This window comes from Streptomyces sp. NPDC107521, assembly GCF_055598485.1.
On record NZ_JBVKAT010000009.1, the window covers coordinates 1 to 16309 of the forward strand.

Genomic DNA, 16309 nt, shown 5'->3' on the forward strand with positions numbered 1-16309 from the left:
CTACACCGAACTCCCCTCCACCAACCCCGCCGTCCTCGCCTTCCTCCGCCGGCACGACGACGACCTCGTCCTCTGCGTCCACAACTTCTCCCGCTCCGCCCAGCCCACCGAACTGGACCTGCGCGAGTTCGCGGGCCGTCACCCGGTCGAGCTGTTCGGCGGTGTCCGCTTCCCCGCCGTCGGTGAGCTGCCGTACCTGCTGACCCTCGGGGGTCACGGCTTCTACTGGTTCCGGCTCACCCGAGTCGCATCCCGCATCGGCCGCCACGCGTGAGCGCGGGCCGAGGAGAGGACGCGTCACCATGCCGAAGACCGCACCCCTGCGCCCCGGACCCGCGCACCCGGCGGAACCGGCGGTCCCCGCGGCCCCGCTCGGCGCGCTGCTGAGGGAATGGCTGCCGCGACAGCGCTGGTTCGCCGGCAAGGACCGGCCCGTGACCGAGATCGGCCTGCTGTCGATGACGGAGCTGTTCCCCGGCTGTCTGCACCTGCTGGTGCACACCGGGCACGGCACCGTGCCCGCACCGGGCGGCACCCCCCTGGCCGGGGACTGCTACCAACTGCTGCTCGGCGTGCGCGAACGCCCCGCGCCCCGGCTCGGCCCGGCCCTGATCGGACGGGTCGAGGACGGCCCGCTGGCCGGGCGGACCGTCTACGACGCCCTGCACGACCCGCGCACCGCCCATCTGCTCCTGGAACGGCTGCGCCGCCCCGGCACGGCCGGCCCGCTGCGCTTCGAGTGCGATCCGGCGCGTCCCGTCCCCGGCGGGCTGCCGCCGCGCGTCCTGGACGCCGAGCAGTCCAACTCCTCACTGGTCTACGGCGACGCGTACATCCTGAAGGTGTTCCGGCGCATCCAGCCCGGCGTCAACCCCGATCTGGAGGTTCCGGACGCGCTGGCCCGGCAGGGCTGCGACCGGGTCCCGGCACCCGTCGCCTGGCTGCGCACCACCCGACCGTTCGAGGCGACGCTCGGGGTGCTCCAGCCGTTCCTGCCGGACGCCCGCGACGGCTGGTCCCTCGCCCTGGAGGCGCTGGCCTCCGGTGCCGACTTCACCGGCCGGGCGCACCAGTTGGGCGTGGCCACCGCCGAGGTGCACCTGGCGCTGGCGGCCGCCTTCCCCTCGGGACCCGCCGGGGAGAACGGACCGACGGCGGCGGCCATGACCGAACGGCTGACCGCCGCCGCGCACTGCGTACCGGCCCTGCGGCCCCATGTCCCGGGGCTGCGCGCCGCGTTCTCGGCGCTCACCACCTGCGACCCCGGGCCGCCCGCCCAGCGCGTCCACGGGGACCTGCACCTGGGCCAGGTGCTCCGGGCGGGACGGGACTGGTTCGTCATCGACTTCGAGGGCGAGCCGTCGCGCCCGCTGGCCGAGCGACGCGACGCCCACTCCCCCGTGCGGGACATCGCCGGCATGCTGCGCTCCTTCGACTACGCGGCCCGGCAGAGCCGCCCGTGGCGTCCCGAGTGGGCGCGCCGCTGCCGGGAGGCGTACTGCGCGGGCTACGCGGCGCGCGCCGGCTGGGACCCCCGCAAGAAGCACGGACTGCTGCGCGCCCACGAGACGGACCGCGCGGTCTACGAGGTGCTGTACGAGGCCCGGCACCGCCCCGACTGGCTTCCCGTACCCATGGCGGCGATCGAACGACTCGCCGTGAGAGGAGACTGACCCGTGGCCCTCCACGACACCGCGCTGCCCGAACCGTCCGGCCCCGCCCCGGCCCCCGGGGCGGCGCCGCCGCTGGACCCCGCCGACCGGGAGCGGCTCCTTTCGGGCTCCCACCACGATCCGCACGCCCTGCTCGGCGCCCACCCGGTCCCCGGCGGCGTCGTCCTCCGGACGCTGCGCCCGTTCGCGCGCGGGGTGAGCGTGGTCGTGGGCGGTGAGCGGCACGCCCTGGCCGCGGAGGGGGACGGGCTCTTCTCCGGTGTCCTGCCGCTGCCCCGCGTGCCCGGCTACACGCTGGCGGTGGCGTACGAGGAGGGGGAGCACGAGGTCCACGACCCGTACCGCTTCCTGCCCACCCTGGGCGAGCTGGACCTGCACCTGATCGGCGAGGGACGGCACGAACGGCTGTGGCGGGCGCTCGGCGCCGAGCCCATGGTCCACGACGGGGTGGCCGGGACCCGGTTCGCCGTCTGGGCGCCGAACGCGCGCGGGGTGCGGGTCGCCGGGGACTTCGCGCACTGGGACGGCACGGCGTTCCCGATGCGCTCACTGGGCTCGTCCGGGGTGTGGGAGCTGTTCCTGCCGGGCGTCGGCGAGGGCACCCGGTACAAGTTCGAGATCCACTCGCGGTACGGGCAGCGGTTCCTCAAGGCCGACCCCATGGCGCGGGCCGCGCAGGAGCCGCCGGACACCGCGTCCGTGGTGACCGCCTCCCACTACACGTGGGGCGACGCCGCCTGGATGCGGGCCCGGGGCGAGGTGCCGGTGCACGAGGCGCCGTTCTCGGTGTACGAGGTGCACCTGCCGTCGTGGCGCCCCGGGCTCGGCTACCGGGAGCTGGCCGAGGTGCTGCCCGCGTACGTCCGCGACCTGGGGTTCACCCATGTCGAGCTGATGCCGGTGGCCGAGCACCCCTACGGCCCGTCCTGGGGCTACCAGGTCACCGGGTTCTACGCGCCCACGGCCCGGCTGGGCCCGCCGGACGACTTCCGGTTCCTGGTCGACTCCCTGCACCGGGCGGGCATCGGCGTGATCATGGACTGGGTGCCGGCGCACTTCCCCAAGGACGACTGGGCGCTGGCCCGCTTCGACGGGGACCCGCTGTACGAGCCCGGGGACCCGCGGCGGGCGGAGCACCCGGACTGGGGCACATATACCTTCGACCTCGCCCGGACCGAGGTGCGCAACTTCCTCGTCGCCAACGCCGTGTACTGGTGCGAGGAGTTCCACGTCGACGGGCTGCGGGTGGACGCGGTCGCCTCGATGCTCTACCTGGACTACTCGCGCGACTCCGGACAGTGGGAGCCGAACGCGCACGGCGGCCGGGAGGATCTGGCGGCGGTGGCGTTCCTCCAGGAGATGAACGCCACCGTCTACCGGCGCTGCCCCGGGGTGGTCACCATCGCGGAGGAGTCCACCGCCTGGGGCGGGGTGACCCGGCCGACCGACACCGGCGGGCTGGGTTTCGGCCTGAAGTGGAACATGGGCTGGATGCACGACTCGCTGGAGTACGCCGCCCACGAGCCGGTGCACCGCAGGTACCACCACCACGGGATGACGTTCTCCATGGTGTACGCGTACAGCGAGAACTACGTGCTGCCGATCTCCCACGACGAGGTGGTGCACGGCAAGCGGGCGCTGGTGTCGAAGATGCCGGGCGACTGGTGGCAGCGGCGGGCCACCACCCGGGCGTACCTCGGCTTCATGTGGGCCCATCCGGGCAAGCAACTGCTCTTCATGGGGCAGGAGTTCGCCCAGGGTGCCGAGTGGTCGCAGGAGCACGGGCCGGAGTGGTGGCTGCTGGACGAGGGGTACCACTCGGCGGGCGACCACCGGGGGGTCCAGGACCTCGTCCGGGACCTCAACGTCCGCTACCGGGGGACGCCCGCGCTCTGGCAGCGCGACACCGATCCGGGCGGCTTCCGGTGGGTCGCGGTCGACGCGGCGGAGGACAACGTCTTCGCGTTCCTGCGGTTCGCCGCGGACGGCTCCCCGCTGCTGGCGGTGTCCGGCTTCTCGCCGGTCGTGCGGCACGACTACGCGCTCGCCGTCCCCGGCGGGCCCGCCCTCTGGCGGGAGGTCCTCAACACGGACGACACCCGGTACGGCGGCAGCGGGGTGACCCACCCCGATCCGGTCGAGGCGGAGGACGGCGTACTGCGGATCACGCTGCCCCCGCTGGCCACGGTGTGGCTGGCGCCGGTCGCCGGGTGAGGCGCGGCGGCGGGTCGGGGTCGCGCGACCCGGGACGGGCGGCTCCGGGCGAGCGGTACGGCCCGGGCCGCGCGGCGGACCGGGACGGGCCACCGGCCGCGGAGTTCCGGGACACGGCGGAGGGGCCGGGCACTGGGAGGCCGGGCGCGACGCCCCGGAGCGGCGGGCCCGAGCCGTCGGAGGCCGGCTCGGGCGGCTCGGAGCGGTCGGAGCCCGGCCGGGGGCGGCGGGAGCCGTCCTGGAGTGGTCGCCGGCCGACAGAGGACGGGCCGGAGCCGACCGGGAGTGGCCGCCGGCCGACCGGGGACGGGCCGGAGCCGACCGGGGACGGACGGGGCCGTCAGCGCATCAGGGCCAGGGCGTAGCCCACGCAGCCCGCGGCGAAGACGACCACCACGGCCAGGATCAGCGTCAGCGGCCCCTTGCTCCATCCCTTCGTCGGATTGTGCGCGTCGCTCGGGCCCGCGCCGGGCAGACCGCTCTCCGCGGGCGGGGTCTCCCCGGGCGGTACACCACCACCGGGCTCCAGCCCGGTGGTGCTCGCGGGGTCGGGATCGGGGTTCGTGTGGCTCATGCCCCACGAGTCCCCCGATCCCGCCGGATCACCGGACCGGCAACACGTTCCTCCCTCCGGCTCCCCGCCCGCGCCCGGCTGAGCTAGATTCGGCCACGCAGCCGACGTACCCCCCGGCGGTGTCCCTTCCGTACCCCAGGAGCAGCGCATGCACGACCCCGCTCTCGCTCCGGCGGCCCCGCCCCTGGCGGGTTCGCTCGCCGACAGCGTCTTCGAGACGGCGGCCCGCGCCCCCGCGCTGCCCGTGCTCGCGCGCCGCCCCGGACCGTCCGGCGGGGCGTGGCTGCCGGTGACGGCGGCGGAGTTCCGCGACGAGGTGGTCGGCCTGGCCAGGGGGCTGATCGCGGCGGGGGTCGCCCTGGGCGGGCGGGTCGCGATCCTCGCCCGGACCCGCTACGAGTGGACGGTGTTCTGCCACGCGCTGTGGGCGGTGGGCGCCGAGGTGGTGCCCGTCCATCCGACCGCGCCGCGCGATCACGTCGAGCGCGTCCTGCGGGACACCGGCTGCGTCGCGGTGGTCGTCGAGGACGAGCAGAGCGTGATGACGGTCGGCTCGGTGCTCTCCTCGCTGCCGGGGCTGCGCCACGTCTGGCAGCTGGACGCGGGCGCGCTGGAGACCCTGACGGCGCGCGGCACGTACATCCCGGCGACGACGGTGGACTCGCTGCGCCGCGTGGTGCTGCCCGAGGCGACCGCGGCCGTCGTGCACACCTCGGGCACCTCCGGCCCGGCCCTGGGCTGCGCGCTGAGCCACCGCAACCTGGCGAGCCCCTGCGACACGCTGCTGGCCGCCTGGGGCGACGCGGCGACGCCCGGCGGGCAGGGCTCGGTCCTGGCCTTCCTGCCCCTCTCCCACGTGGACGGGCTGCTGGCGCAGTCCCTGGCCGTGCGCGGCGGGCTGGTGCTGGGGCACGAGCCGGAGCCGGACGAGGAGGCGCTCGCCGTGGCACTGCGCTCCTTCCGCCCGACCCATCTGCACGGTGCGCCGTCCGTCTTCGAGAAGCTCTACAAGACCTTCCTGCGCGACGCCCGGCGGGCGGGCCGCGGCGCCCTGTTCGAGCGGGCCGCGGTCACGGCGCGGGACCTCGCCATCGCCCAGGAGCGCCGCCGGCTGGGCCGCGGGCCGGGGCCGGGACTGGACCTGCGGCTCCAGCACGCCGTGTACGACCGCACCGTGTACCGCAGACTGCGCGAGGCGCTGGGCGGCCGGGTGCGCCGCGCCACCTCCGCGGGCTCCCCGCTCGGCCGCGAACTGGCCCTGTTCTACGAGGGCGTCGGCGTCCCCGTGCACGACGGCTACGGGCTGACGGAGACCGCCGGTCCGGTCACGGCGCAGCAGCCGGGCCGGGAGAAGGCCGGGACGGTGGGCCGGGCCCTGCCCGGCTCCGAGGTCCGGGTGGCCGACGACGGGGAGATCCTGGTGCGCGGCCCGTCGGTGTTCCGCGGCCACCCCGGCGACGGGGACGCGGCGGGCCGGACGCTGTACGACGGCTGGCTGGCCACCGGGGACCTGGGACGGATCGACGAGGACGGCTGTCTGACGGTCGTCGGGCGCAAGCGGGACACCGTCGTCACCAGCGGCGGGCAGGCCGTGTCCCCGGCGCCGCTGGAGGAGCGGCTGAGGGCGCATCCGCTGGTGCACCAGGCGGTGGTGGTCGGCGACGGGCGGCCGTGCGTCGGCGCGCTGATCACCCTGGACCCCGGCTTCCTGACGCAGTGGCGGGCGGGTCTGGCACTGCCCGGCGACGCGTCCGCGCGGGCGGCGCGGGAGGAGAACGCGCTGCGCGACGAGATCGGGCGGGCGGTCGCGGCGGCCAACAGCGCCGTGCCGAGGCCGGAGGCGATCCGGGTCTTCCGGGTGCTGCCCGCGCCGTTCGACGTGGCGGGAGGGCTGCTGACGCCGTCGCTGAAGCCGCGGCGGGAGGAGATCGCCCGCGCCTACGCCTTCGAGATCGACGCGATGTACGAGGCGCGCCGGCGCCGCCGCACCGACCCCGGGCCGGGGGACCCGCTGGGCCCCGACGACTCGGACAACGTGTTCCGGCGCTGACCCCGGCGCGCCCGTCCCCGCCGGAACACCCGCCCCGTCCCCGGTCCCTGTCCCTGTCCCGCCGGCAGCTGTCCCGCCGGTGACCGCCCCGACGTCCTGCGCGCGCCGCCCCGTCCCGGCCGGTCGTCGTCCCGGCCCGTGGTCCGCCAGGGCGGCGGTGGTCACCGGCTCCGGCCTGCGCGACCGCCCGCCCCCGTCCGCGCTTCTCCCGTGCTCCCCTCCCCGTGCCCCCGGCGCCGGCCTCGGCCGCGCCCGGCGGCCCCGTCCCCGCGGTGACCGGAGCGTCACCCGGTTACGTCCCCGTCCGCCGGGTGCCGGACGGGGCGCGTAGGCTCCGCCGGTTCGGGAACTAAGCAACGGAGGGGGCGCAGGAGAGAGGACGACGCCCGGCAGGTGGCCGGGCCGGGAAGGCGAAATGGCAGCCGAGTCGCGTTGGGACAGGACACTGGCTTCCGAGGAGATCACGAACCGCACCGCACGCTTCACCGGAGAACTGCACAACGTGACCGGTGCCCGCCTCGTCGCGGAGGAGTTCCTCGGCGACCTGGCCCGCCGGTCACCGCCCTCGGCGCCCGAGCACTGGGACGACATCCTGCTCGTCGTCACCGAGTTGGCGGCGAACGCCGTGCAGTACGCGCCGGGACCGTTCGAACTGCGGCTGCGGCGGACCTTCGACGGGGTGCACGTGGTGATGCACGACACCAGCGCGACCGTACCCGCGCCGCGTCCCTTCCATCCGAGCAGCGGGGGCGGCGGGATCGGCTGGCACCTGATCCACACCCTCTCCGACCAGGTCAGCGTCGTGCCCGGGCAGCGGGGCAAGGACATCCACGTGTTCCTGCCCTGGTGAGGGGGCCGGCGGAACGGGCCTCGGGGTGACGGGGGTTCCTCCGGTGGCCCGGGGTTCCTCCGGTGGCCACAGCGCCCCTGGACGGGCGCGGGGTACCGCCGGTGCGTGACGCGCCCCGTCGTTCCGGTGCGCGCTCCCCCGCCCGCGACACCCCGGTACGCGCCGCTCCGCCACGTGGGGTCGGCCACGCGGGTTCCGGTGCGCGGGGTTCCGGTGCGCGGTGAACACGTACGACCGTGTCCGCGCTCCGGCTGACGGACGATCCGGCCCTGAACCCGCGAACCGCCGCCGTCCTCCGTGCCGCCGGCCCGCTCCGCCCGCCGTCCGGCCCCGGACGCGCCGCTCCCCGCCGTCCGGGCCGCCTCGCGCCCCGTTCCGTCCCCGCGGTCCGGGCCTCCACCGCGTCCCGCGCCGGGCCCGGGCACCGCGCCGCGCGCACCCCGCGCGCCGCGGGCTACGGCTTCCCCGCGCCCGGTCCGGCGGACCGGACCGGTACCAGGACGGAGATCGTCTTGCCGCCGGCCGGGCGCGGCACGATCGCGACGTCCCGTGCCAGCCGGACCACCAGGGGCCAGCCGTAGCCGCTGCCCCGGTGCTCGGTGGGGAACGCCCGGGCCGCGCGGGGCTCCGCCACGCTGTGGTCGTGGACGGCGACCCGTACGCCGTCCGCGGTGGGCCGCGCCTCGAACCCGGCCAGTCCCCCGCCGTGCCGGATGGCGTTGGTGACCAGTTCGGACACGACGAGCAGCAGATCGATGACGTCCTCGGCGCATGCCCCGCCCCGGTGACCGTCCCACTCCGCGCGCACCACCGACTCCGCGTACGCCCGCGCGGCGGCGGCGCTCCTGACGGCGCCCGCCGCCGGAGCCCCGCGCGGCCCGGCACCGGGTGCGGTGCCGGGCGCGGCCGTGGTGGTCCCGTCGGTTGGTTCCATGTCGGTGGTTCCCCTGGTCTCCGCCGTGCTGTCGTTCGGCACCGGCTCAGTCCGCGGTGCTCTCCCGCGGGGGCAGGCGGTGATAGTAGTCGCCCACGGCCGTCAGATATCCCCGGTCCATCGTCTCGCTGTCGGTGCGGAACCGGGGCGCGGTCTTGACCTGGGCCCGGGTGCAGGCGACCGTGACGGTGCGGGCGGCGGGGTCGACGCCGTCGACGACGCCCGCCGGTATGAGCACGCTGCGGCCGAAGACCCAGACGCCGGTGTCGACGACGAGGTGCGGCATGCCGAAGTGCTCGGCCTGCCGGTCCACATGGCCGATGGTCCCGTCGCTCGCGACGACGTCGTACCCCGTCAGGTCCGTCCGTTCCGGACGGCCGATGTCCGCCGGATACGACCAGACGCTCTCCTTCGGCACGCTGCCCCTTCCCTCCCGCGTGGATGACGACCGGCGGTCCGGACGGCCGCCGGGGCCGCTCCGGCCCCCGCTGCGGGCGGGCCGGGCTCCACCACGGCGAATACCCGGAGCGGGCCGCCGCATTCGGGGGTGGCCTCCGGGCGGGCGTGGAAAAACCGGCCGAGTACCCCTTCTCCGCTGAAACATGCGCCCGGGAGGGGGTGGGAAGGAGGCTGTCCGGACGGGAGATCACCGCTTTGGTCAGGGGCCCGCGGCCGGGTTAGCCTCTGGCGTATTTTTCTGATCGGGCGGCTCCGCCGAACTGCGGAGAGGCCGAAGCAAACAGGCCGGTTTCGCCCGGCCGCGCCCGGGGGCAGCCGCCCGGGGCGCGGCGGGCTCCTGGGGAGCGGAACGAGGGTGCGCATGACCAGCGACAGCACCGGAAGTGTCGACGCGGCTCCGGCCGATCAGGAGTTGCGGCGGCTCCTCGCGGGGCTGACGGCCGTACGGGACGGGGACTTCGGCACCCGGCTGCCCGCCGACGCGGACGGGCTGATGGGCGACATCGCCACCGTCTTCAACGGCATGGTGGACCAGTTGTCGGTGTTCACCTCCGAGGTCACCCGGGTCGCCCGGGAGGTCGGCACGGAGGGCACGCTCGGCGGCCAGGCGCGGGTACCGGGGGTCTCGGGCACCTGGGCCGACCTGACGGACTCGGTCAACGCCATGGCGGGCAATCTCACCACCCAGGTGCGGGACATCGCGCAGGTGGCGACGGCGGTCGCCAAGGGCGATCTGTCGCAGAAGATCGACGTGGACGCGCGCGGCGAGATCCTGGAGCTCAAGAACACCATCAACACCATGGTCGACCAGCTCTCCGCCTTCGCCGACGAGGTCACCCGCGTCGCCCGCGAGGTCGGCACCGACGGGCGGCTCGGCGGCCAGGCCGACGTGCAGGACGTCCGGGGGACCTGGCGGGACCTCACCGACTCGGTCAACTTCATGGCGGGCAATCTGACCAACCAGGTGCGCAACGTCGCCCAGGTGGCCACGGCGGTCGCCGAGGGCGACCTGTCGCAGAAGATCACCGTCGACGCGCGCGGCGAGATCCTGGAGCTCAAGAACACCATCAACACCATGGTCGACCAGCTCTCCGCCTTCGCCGACGAGGTCACCCGCGTCGCCCGCGAGGTCGGCACGGCCGGCAACCTGGGGGGCCAGGCGCAGGTGCGGGGGGTCTCCGGCACCTGGAAGGACCTGACCGACAACGTCAACGTGATGGCGTCCAACCTGACGGGCCAGGTGCGCTCCATCGCCCAGGTGGCCACCGCCGTGGCGCGCGGCGACCTCTCGCAGCGGATCACGGTCGAGGCCAAGGGCGAGGTCGCGGCGCTGGCGGACGTGATCAACACCATGGTCGACACGCTGTCCGCGTTCGCGGACGAGGTCACCCGGGTGGCCCGCGAGGTCGGCACCGAGGGGCGGCTCGGCGGCCAGGCGCACGTGCCCAACGTGGCCGGCACCTGGAAGGACCTCACCGACAACGTCAACTCGATGGCCAACAACCTCACCGGCCAGGTCCGCAACATCGCGCTGGTGACGACGGCGGTGGCGCGCGGCGACCTGTCGAAGAAGATCGACGTGGACGCGCGCGGCGAGATCCTGGAGCTGAAGACGACGATCAACACGATGGTCGACCAGCTCTCCGCCTTCGCCGACGAGGTCACCCGGGTGGCCCGCGAGGTCGGCACCGAGGGGCGGCTCGGCGGCCAGGCCGAGGTGGAGGGCGTCTCCGGCACCTGGAAGCGGCTCACCGAGAACGTCAACGAGCTGGCCGGGAACCTCACCCGCCAGGTCCGGGCCATCGCCGAGGTGACCTCGGCCGTCGCCGAGGGCGATCTGACGCGCTCCATCAACGTGGAGGCGTCCGGCGAGGTCGCGGAGCTGAAGGACAACATCAACGCGATGGTGGAGTCGCTGCGCGAGACCACCCGGGCCAACCAGGAGCAGGACTGGCTCAAGACCAACCTGGCCAGGATCTCCGGGCTGATGCAGGGCCACCGGGACCTGCCGGTGGTGGCCGAGCTGATCATGGACGAGCTGGTTCCCCTGGTCTCCGCGCAGTACGGCGCCTTCTACCTCGCGGAGGACGCCCCCGGCGGCCCCGAACTGCGGCTGGTCGGCTCGTACGGCTACCCGGAGGAGACCGACCGGCCCACCCGGATCGCCTTCGGCCGCACCCTGGTCGGCCAGACCGCGCGCAGCCGGCGCACCATCGTGGTGGACGGGCTGCCGCCGGACTACGTGACGATCTCCTCGGGGCTCGGGCACGTGGTGCCGACGGCGCTGGTGCTGGTGCCCATCGTGGTCGAGGGCCAGGTCCTCGGGGTGATCGAGCTGGCCTCGGTGGCCCGGTTCACCCCGATCCACCGGGACTTCCTGGAACAGCTCATGGAGACCATCGGCGTCAACGTGAACACCATCGTGGCCAACGCCCGCACCGACGAGCTGCTGGCCGAGTCCCAGCGGCTGACCGCCGAACTCCAGGCGCGGTCGACGGAGTTGCAGGTGCAGCAGGACGAACTCCAGCGTTCCAACGCCGAACTGGAGGACAAGGCGTCGCTGCTGGCCGCGCAGAACCGGGACATCGAGGCGAAGAACCTCCAGATCGAGCAGGCCCGGCAGGAACTGGAGGCCCGGGCGCAGCAGTTGTCGCTGGCCTCCAAGTACAAGTCGGAGTTCCTGGCCAACATGAGCCACGAGCTGCGCACCCCGCTGAACAGCCTGCTGATCCTGGCCCAGCTGCTCGCCCAGAACCCGTCGCGGAACCTGACGCCGAAGCAGGTCGAGTACGCGGGGATCATCCACTCGGCGGGCTCGGACCTGCTCCAGTTGATCAACGACATCCTCGACCTGTCGAAGGTCGAGGCGGGCAAGATGGACGTCTCCCCGGAACGGGTGACGCTGCGCCAGCTCATCGAGTACGTCGAGGCGACCTTCCGGCCCATGACGACGCAGAAGGGGCTGCGGTTCTCGGTGGCCACGGCCGCGGGGGCGCCCGCGGACCTGCTCACCGACGACTCCCGGCTGCGCCAGGTGCTGCGCAACCTGCTGTCCAACGCGGTGAAGTTCACCGAGCAGGGCAGTGTGGAGCTGGCCGTCGAACCGGCCCCGGACGACGAGGTCCCGGCCGGGGTGGTGCGCGGTGGCGCGGTGGTCGCCTTCCGGGTGCGGGACACCGGCATCGGCATCCCGGAGCAGAACCTGGAGTCGATCTTCGGGGCCTTCCAGCAGGCGGACGGCACCACCAGCCGCAAGTACGGGGGCACCGGGCTCGGCCTGTCCATCACCCGGGAGATCGCGCAACTGCTGGGCGGCGCCGTGACGGTGGAGAGCGTGCCGGACCGGGGCAGCACGTTCACGCTGTTCCTCCCGGTGGCGCGGCCCGACTTCGAGGACGTGCTGCGGCACGCCCCGGGCGCGGAGCAGCCGTCCGCCGAGGCGTCCGACGGCGGCCCGGGAGGGGCGGTGCCGCTGCCCGAGCTGACCTCCGGACAGCGGCGGCGTCCCCGGCGCCTGCTGGTGGTGGAGGAGCGGCCGCGCGGACTGCTGACGCTGGTGGCCGAGAGCGTGGTGGCGGACCTCTCGCACGGCCGGGACGACACCGGGGCCCGGCCCCCGCTCGACGTGATCACCGCCATCGGGGCGCAGGAGGCCGCCGGGGCGCTGGCGGCCGAGCCGTGCCACTGCGTGGTGCTGGAGCTGGGCATGCGGGACGGCGAGGCGTCCCGGTTCCTGGGGGCACTGCGGGGTGACTCGGGGCTGGCGAGCGTGCCGGTGCTGGTGCACAGCGGGCACCGGGCGGACGCGGAGCTGGAGGAGCGGCTGCGCTCCGGTACCGGCGGCGGGACGCTGGAGTTCCTGTCCAGCCTGGACGAGCTGCGCGAGCGCATCGCGCTGCACCTGGCCGCCGAGGAGCCGGGCGACGTGCTCACCCTGGTCCGGCACGAGGACCCGGCGCCGCACGTGGCGCGGTCGGCGGACGCGCCCGACGGGCGGACCGTCCTGGTGGTCGACGACGACGCGCGCAACCTGTTCGCGCTCAGCGGCATCCTGGAGCTGCACGGCTTCCGGGTGCTGCACGCGGAGAACGGCCGCCGGGGCATCGAGACGCTGCTCGGCCATCCGGAGGTGGCGCTGGTGCTGATGGACGTGATGATGCCGGAGATGGACGGCTACACGGCGACGGCCGAGATCCGCCGGATGCCGCGCTACGCCGAGCTGCCGATCATCGCCGTCACCGCGAAGGCGATGCCGGGCGACCGGGAGAAGAGCCTCGCCTCGGGGGCCAGCGACTACGTCACCAAACCCGTGGACACCCAGGACCTCGTCGCCTGTGTGCACCGCTGGCTGCCCGCATGAGCGCCCCCGGACACCCCCGAGGGCCCCGGCCCGGCGGGAGGACGCCCGGCACGGAGACACCCGGCGGAGACCCCCGCGGAACGGAGGCGCCCGGCCCGGAGCAGGACGCCCCGGTGGCGGTCCCGGCGACCGGCCGCCCCGCCCCCGGCGGCGCGCCCGCCGTCCCCCCGGCCCGGCCGGGGGGCGTCACGCCGCTGTCACCGGTGGGCCGGCTGGCGGCCACGGTGGACCGGCTCAGCCGCGAGGTGCGGGCCGCCCAGGCGGAGGCCGAGGGGCGGGCCCTGATCGAGCTGGCCAAGGGCATCCTGGTGGAGCGGCTGCGGTGCGGACCGGCGCAGGCCGCCCGGCAGCTTGCCGAGCTGGCCGAGCAGTCCCAGGTGACCCCGCTGGCGTTCGCGGTCGAGGTCATCAACCAGGCCGCCCGGGACCGGATGTCGGAGGTGACGGAGGCGTTCCTCGCGGCCACCTCCGCCGACGCCCACCGGGACCGGGCCGCCGTCACCGCGGAGACCCCGGCGGGGTCGGCGGCCGTGCGGCTGCGGGCGGCCGAGAGCGGCGCGCTGGCCGCCGACGACACCCAGGCCGTCGCCGACGCCCTGCTGGAGCAGGCGCTGCGCCCCCTCGGCGCGGCCGCCGTCGCCATCTGGGCGGCCGGCTCCGACGGCTCGCTCACCCTGGCGGGCAGCGCCGGGTTCTCCCCGGCGGAGGCCGCCCGCTGGCGGTACGTGCCCCCGGACGTGACCACGGTCGCCCGCACCGGGCTGACCGAGCGCTCCGGCCAGTGGATCGGGTCGCTCGCCCGGACCGGCCCGCCCAGCGTGGGCCGCCACCAGTACCCGGACGGCGGGCGGGTCGCGCTGCCCGCCGGGACGGGGGGCCGCATCCACGGGGTGCTGGAGATCGTCTGGCCGGGCCCGCTGCCGCCCCGCCCGCCGCAGGTGGTGCGCCAGCTGGAGGCGCTGGCCGAGCTGTGCGCGCACACCCTGGAGTCGTACTCCCCGCCCCCGGGCACCGGCTCCGAGCCCCGGGTGATGCCGGACGCGGCCGAGCTGATGGACCTGGCCGACGGGCTGCACGACCCGGCCCTGGTCCTGGTGCCGTATCTGGACGTCTCCGGGCAGCTCGCGGACTTCCGCATCCAGCACGTGAACAAGCGCTTCCTGGACCCGGCCGGACGGCCGCGGGCCGTGGTCGGCGGGGCGCTGCTGCTGGAGGCCTTCCCGATGGCCGCCGGGGAGAGCGAGCTGTTCCGCAGCGTGGAGCGGGTGTACGCGACGGGCGAGCCGTTCCGGGCACGGCGGATGAACCTGACGGCGCTGGTGGACCAGGTGCCGCTGTCGGCCCTCGCGGACATCAGCATCAGCCGGCACGGCAACGCGGTCCTGCTCATCTGGCGGATCGAGGACGAGACCGCGCGGCTGGCCAGCCTGCTCCAGCACGCCCAGCGCCTCGGGCGGATCGGCGGCTTCGAGGAGAACCTGCTGACCGCCGAGATCACCTGGAACGGCCAGCTCTTCGACCTGTACGGGCGGCCCCGGTCGAGCGTGCCGGTGCCCCTGGAGCGGCTCGCGGCGCACGCGCACCCGGACGACGCGGTCGCCATCGGCCGCTTCCTGCGCACCCTGCTGCACCACCGCAGGCCCGCGTCGGCGGCGTTCCGGCTCCAGCGGCCGGAGGGGGTGACCCGGCACGTGCGGGTGGTGGCGGAGCCGGTGCTGGACACCGACGACCGGCTGCTGGTGGTGCGCGGCGCCTACCAGGACATCTCGGCGCAGCACTGGACGGAGGTGGCGCTGGCCGCCACCCGTGACCAGCTGGCCCAGTCCGAGCAGCAGGCCATCGAGCGCAGCAGGCTGACGCTCCAGTTGCAGCACGCCATCATGCCGCCGGCCCAGACGCCGCTGACCGTCCCCGGGCTCCAGGTGGCGGTGCGCTACCGGCCCGCGGAGACCGAGCAGCTGGTGGGCGGCGACTGGTACGACGCGGTGATGCTGCCGAGCGGGCGGGTGCTGCTGTGCGTGGGCGACGTGGCCGGGCACGGCATAGAGGCGGCGACCAGCATGGTGGTGCTGCGCAACGCGCTGCGCGGACTGGCGGTGACCGGGGCAGGACCCGGCCAGCTGCTGTCCTGGCTCAACATCGTGGCGCACCACCTGACGGGCGGGGTGACCGCGACGGCGGTGTGCGGGCTGTACGACCCGGACCACCGGACGCTGCGCTGGGCCAGGGCGGGACATCTGCCGCCGGTGCTGGTCCGGGACGCGGCGGCGGAGCCGCTGCCGCTGGTGCGGGGCATGCTGCTGGGCGCGGTGCCCGAGGCGGCCTACGAGGAGGACGAGGCGCAGCTCGCCGCCGGGGACACGCTGCTGATGTACACCGACGGTCTGATCGAGCGCCGGGACCGGTCGGTGGAGGAGTCGCTGACCCATCTGCTGAGCACCGCGCGGCAGCGGCCGAACACGCTGGACCAGCACCTGGACCGGCTGCTCACCTACAGCAGGTCGGACACGGACGACGACACGTGCCTGGTGGGGATCCGGGTCGGGTGACGTATGAGCCGGGGATCGGGGGGTAGACGCGGAGCGCGATGGGCACCGCGCGCGGTGCCCACCGGGGCGGGAGAGTGCCCCGGCCGTCGAACGCTGGAGGTACACGTGTCCCTTGCCCAGAACCCGCTGTCCGTCGATGTGACGCTGCCCCGGGAGGACGTCGCGCTGCTGAAGGTGGTGGGCTACCTGGACGTCGACACCGCCACCGAGTTCCAGCACCATCTGGCCAACCAGCTCCATCACGGGCGGCGCCACTTCCTGCTGGACCTCTCCCAGGTACCGTTCATGGACTCCTCCGGGATGAACATCATCCTGCGGGTCTACCAGGAGGCGCGCGATCTGCCGGGCAGTGTGCAGATCATCGCGCCGCCGCCCGCGGTGCGCCGGATACTCGACCTGACCGGCGTCAGCATCACCGTGCCGGTCTCCGGGACCGAGCGGGAGGCGCTGGCCCGGGTCGACGCGGGTCCCGCGGTGCCGCCGGAGGCGGGGGTCTGACCCCCGCCCCGGACCGTCGTCCCCCGGCGCGGGGGACGGGGCACCGGCCGCCGGACGGCCCGGCCGGGCCCCGCGGGGGAGCAGGTGCCGTCCCGGGCGCAGCACCACACGCGGTGGGCGCCCGGCAGATTCACGCCGTCGTCTCCGA

At 74.9% G+C, this 16309-nt stretch carries 11 protein-coding genes; 8 read left to right on the top strand and 3 right to left on the bottom strand.

The annotated features are described in order from the left end of the window. From ACZ7LB_RS15545 to glgB, 3 genes are all read left to right on the top strand, one after another. The coding region (locus tag ACZ7LB_RS15545) for an alpha-glucosidase C-terminal domain-containing protein (RefSeq protein ID WP_471468494.1) at positions 1-274 on the top strand (274 nt) is incomplete at its 5' end. A 28-nt stretch (positions 275-302) separates the two neighbouring features. Continuing rightward, the gene (locus tag ACZ7LB_RS15550) at positions 303-1673 is read left to right on the top strand and encodes a maltokinase N-terminal cap-like domain-containing protein (protein ID WP_471468496.1); all 1371 of its coding nucleotides are present in this window, start codon (positions 303-305) and stop codon (positions 1671-1673) included. 3 nt (positions 1674-1676) lie between these two features. After that, positions 1677-3887, top strand: a complete 2211-nt coding sequence (glgB, locus tag ACZ7LB_RS15555) for a 1,4-alpha-glucan branching enzyme (RefSeq protein WP_471468498.1) — start codon at positions 1677-1679, stop codon at positions 3885-3887. Positions 3888-4227: 340 nt separating this feature from the next. On the opposite strand, the gene ACZ7LB_RS15560 is transcribed toward glgB, so the two are convergent. Further along, complete coding sequence (locus ACZ7LB_RS15560; RefSeq protein ID WP_471468500.1) at positions 4228-4461, bottom strand: DUF6480 family protein; 234 nt, start codon at positions 4459-4461, stop codon at positions 4228-4230. Between the two features lie 148 nt (positions 4462-4609). Between ACZ7LB_RS15560 and ACZ7LB_RS15565 the strand changes: the two genes are divergently transcribed. Together ACZ7LB_RS15565 and ACZ7LB_RS15570 are read left to right on the top strand one after the other, a co-directional pair. Further along, positions 4610-6511 carry an AMP-dependent synthetase/ligase gene (locus tag ACZ7LB_RS15565; protein WP_471468502.1) on the top strand — a complete coding sequence of 634 codons (1902 nt, stop codon included), beginning with the start codon at positions 4610-4612 and terminating at the stop codon, positions 6509-6511. Positions 6512-6926: 415 nt separating this feature from the next. Then, on the top strand, positions 6927-7361 hold the full coding sequence (locus ACZ7LB_RS15570) for an ATP-binding protein (RefSeq protein ID WP_161224909.1): 435 nt from the start codon (positions 6927-6929) through the stop codon (positions 7359-7361). Positions 7362-7815: 454 nt separating this feature from the next. Here ACZ7LB_RS15570 and ACZ7LB_RS15575 read toward each other — a convergent pair whose 3' ends face one another. Beyond that, positions 7816-8295: an ATP-binding protein gene (locus ACZ7LB_RS15575; protein ID WP_471468504.1), complete on the bottom strand. Its 480-nt coding sequence runs from the start codon at positions 8293-8295 to the stop codon at positions 7816-7818. 46 nt (positions 8296-8341) lie between these two features. Further along, entirely contained in the window at positions 8342-8713 is a 372-nt protein-coding gene (locus ACZ7LB_RS15580) for a PRC-barrel domain containing protein (protein WP_471468506.1), read from the bottom strand. A gap of 402 nt (positions 8714-9115) precedes the next feature. Between ACZ7LB_RS15580 and ACZ7LB_RS15585 the strand changes: the two genes are divergently transcribed. The 3 genes from ACZ7LB_RS15585 (at position 9116) to ACZ7LB_RS15595 (ending at position 16161) form a co-directional block, all read left to right on the top strand. Next, the gene (locus tag ACZ7LB_RS15585; protein WP_471468507.1) at positions 9116-13114 is read left to right on the top strand and encodes a HAMP domain-containing protein; all 3999 of its coding nucleotides are present in this window, start codon (positions 9116-9118) and stop codon (positions 13112-13114) included. Beyond that, positions 13111-15663, top strand: coding sequence for a SpoIIE family protein phosphatase (locus ACZ7LB_RS15590; RefSeq protein ID WP_471468509.1), 2553 nt, complete (start codon positions 13111-13113; stop codon positions 15661-15663). Before ACZ7LB_RS15585 ends, ACZ7LB_RS15590 begins: the two co-directional genes overlap by 4 nt. 105 nt (positions 15664-15768) lie before the next feature. After that, positions 15769-16161 (top strand): STAS domain-containing protein, encoded by a 393-nt coding sequence (locus tag ACZ7LB_RS15595; RefSeq protein WP_471468511.1) that lies wholly within the window; start codon positions 15769-15771, stop codon positions 16159-16161. The last annotated feature ends 148 nt before the right edge of the window (positions 16162-16309 follow it).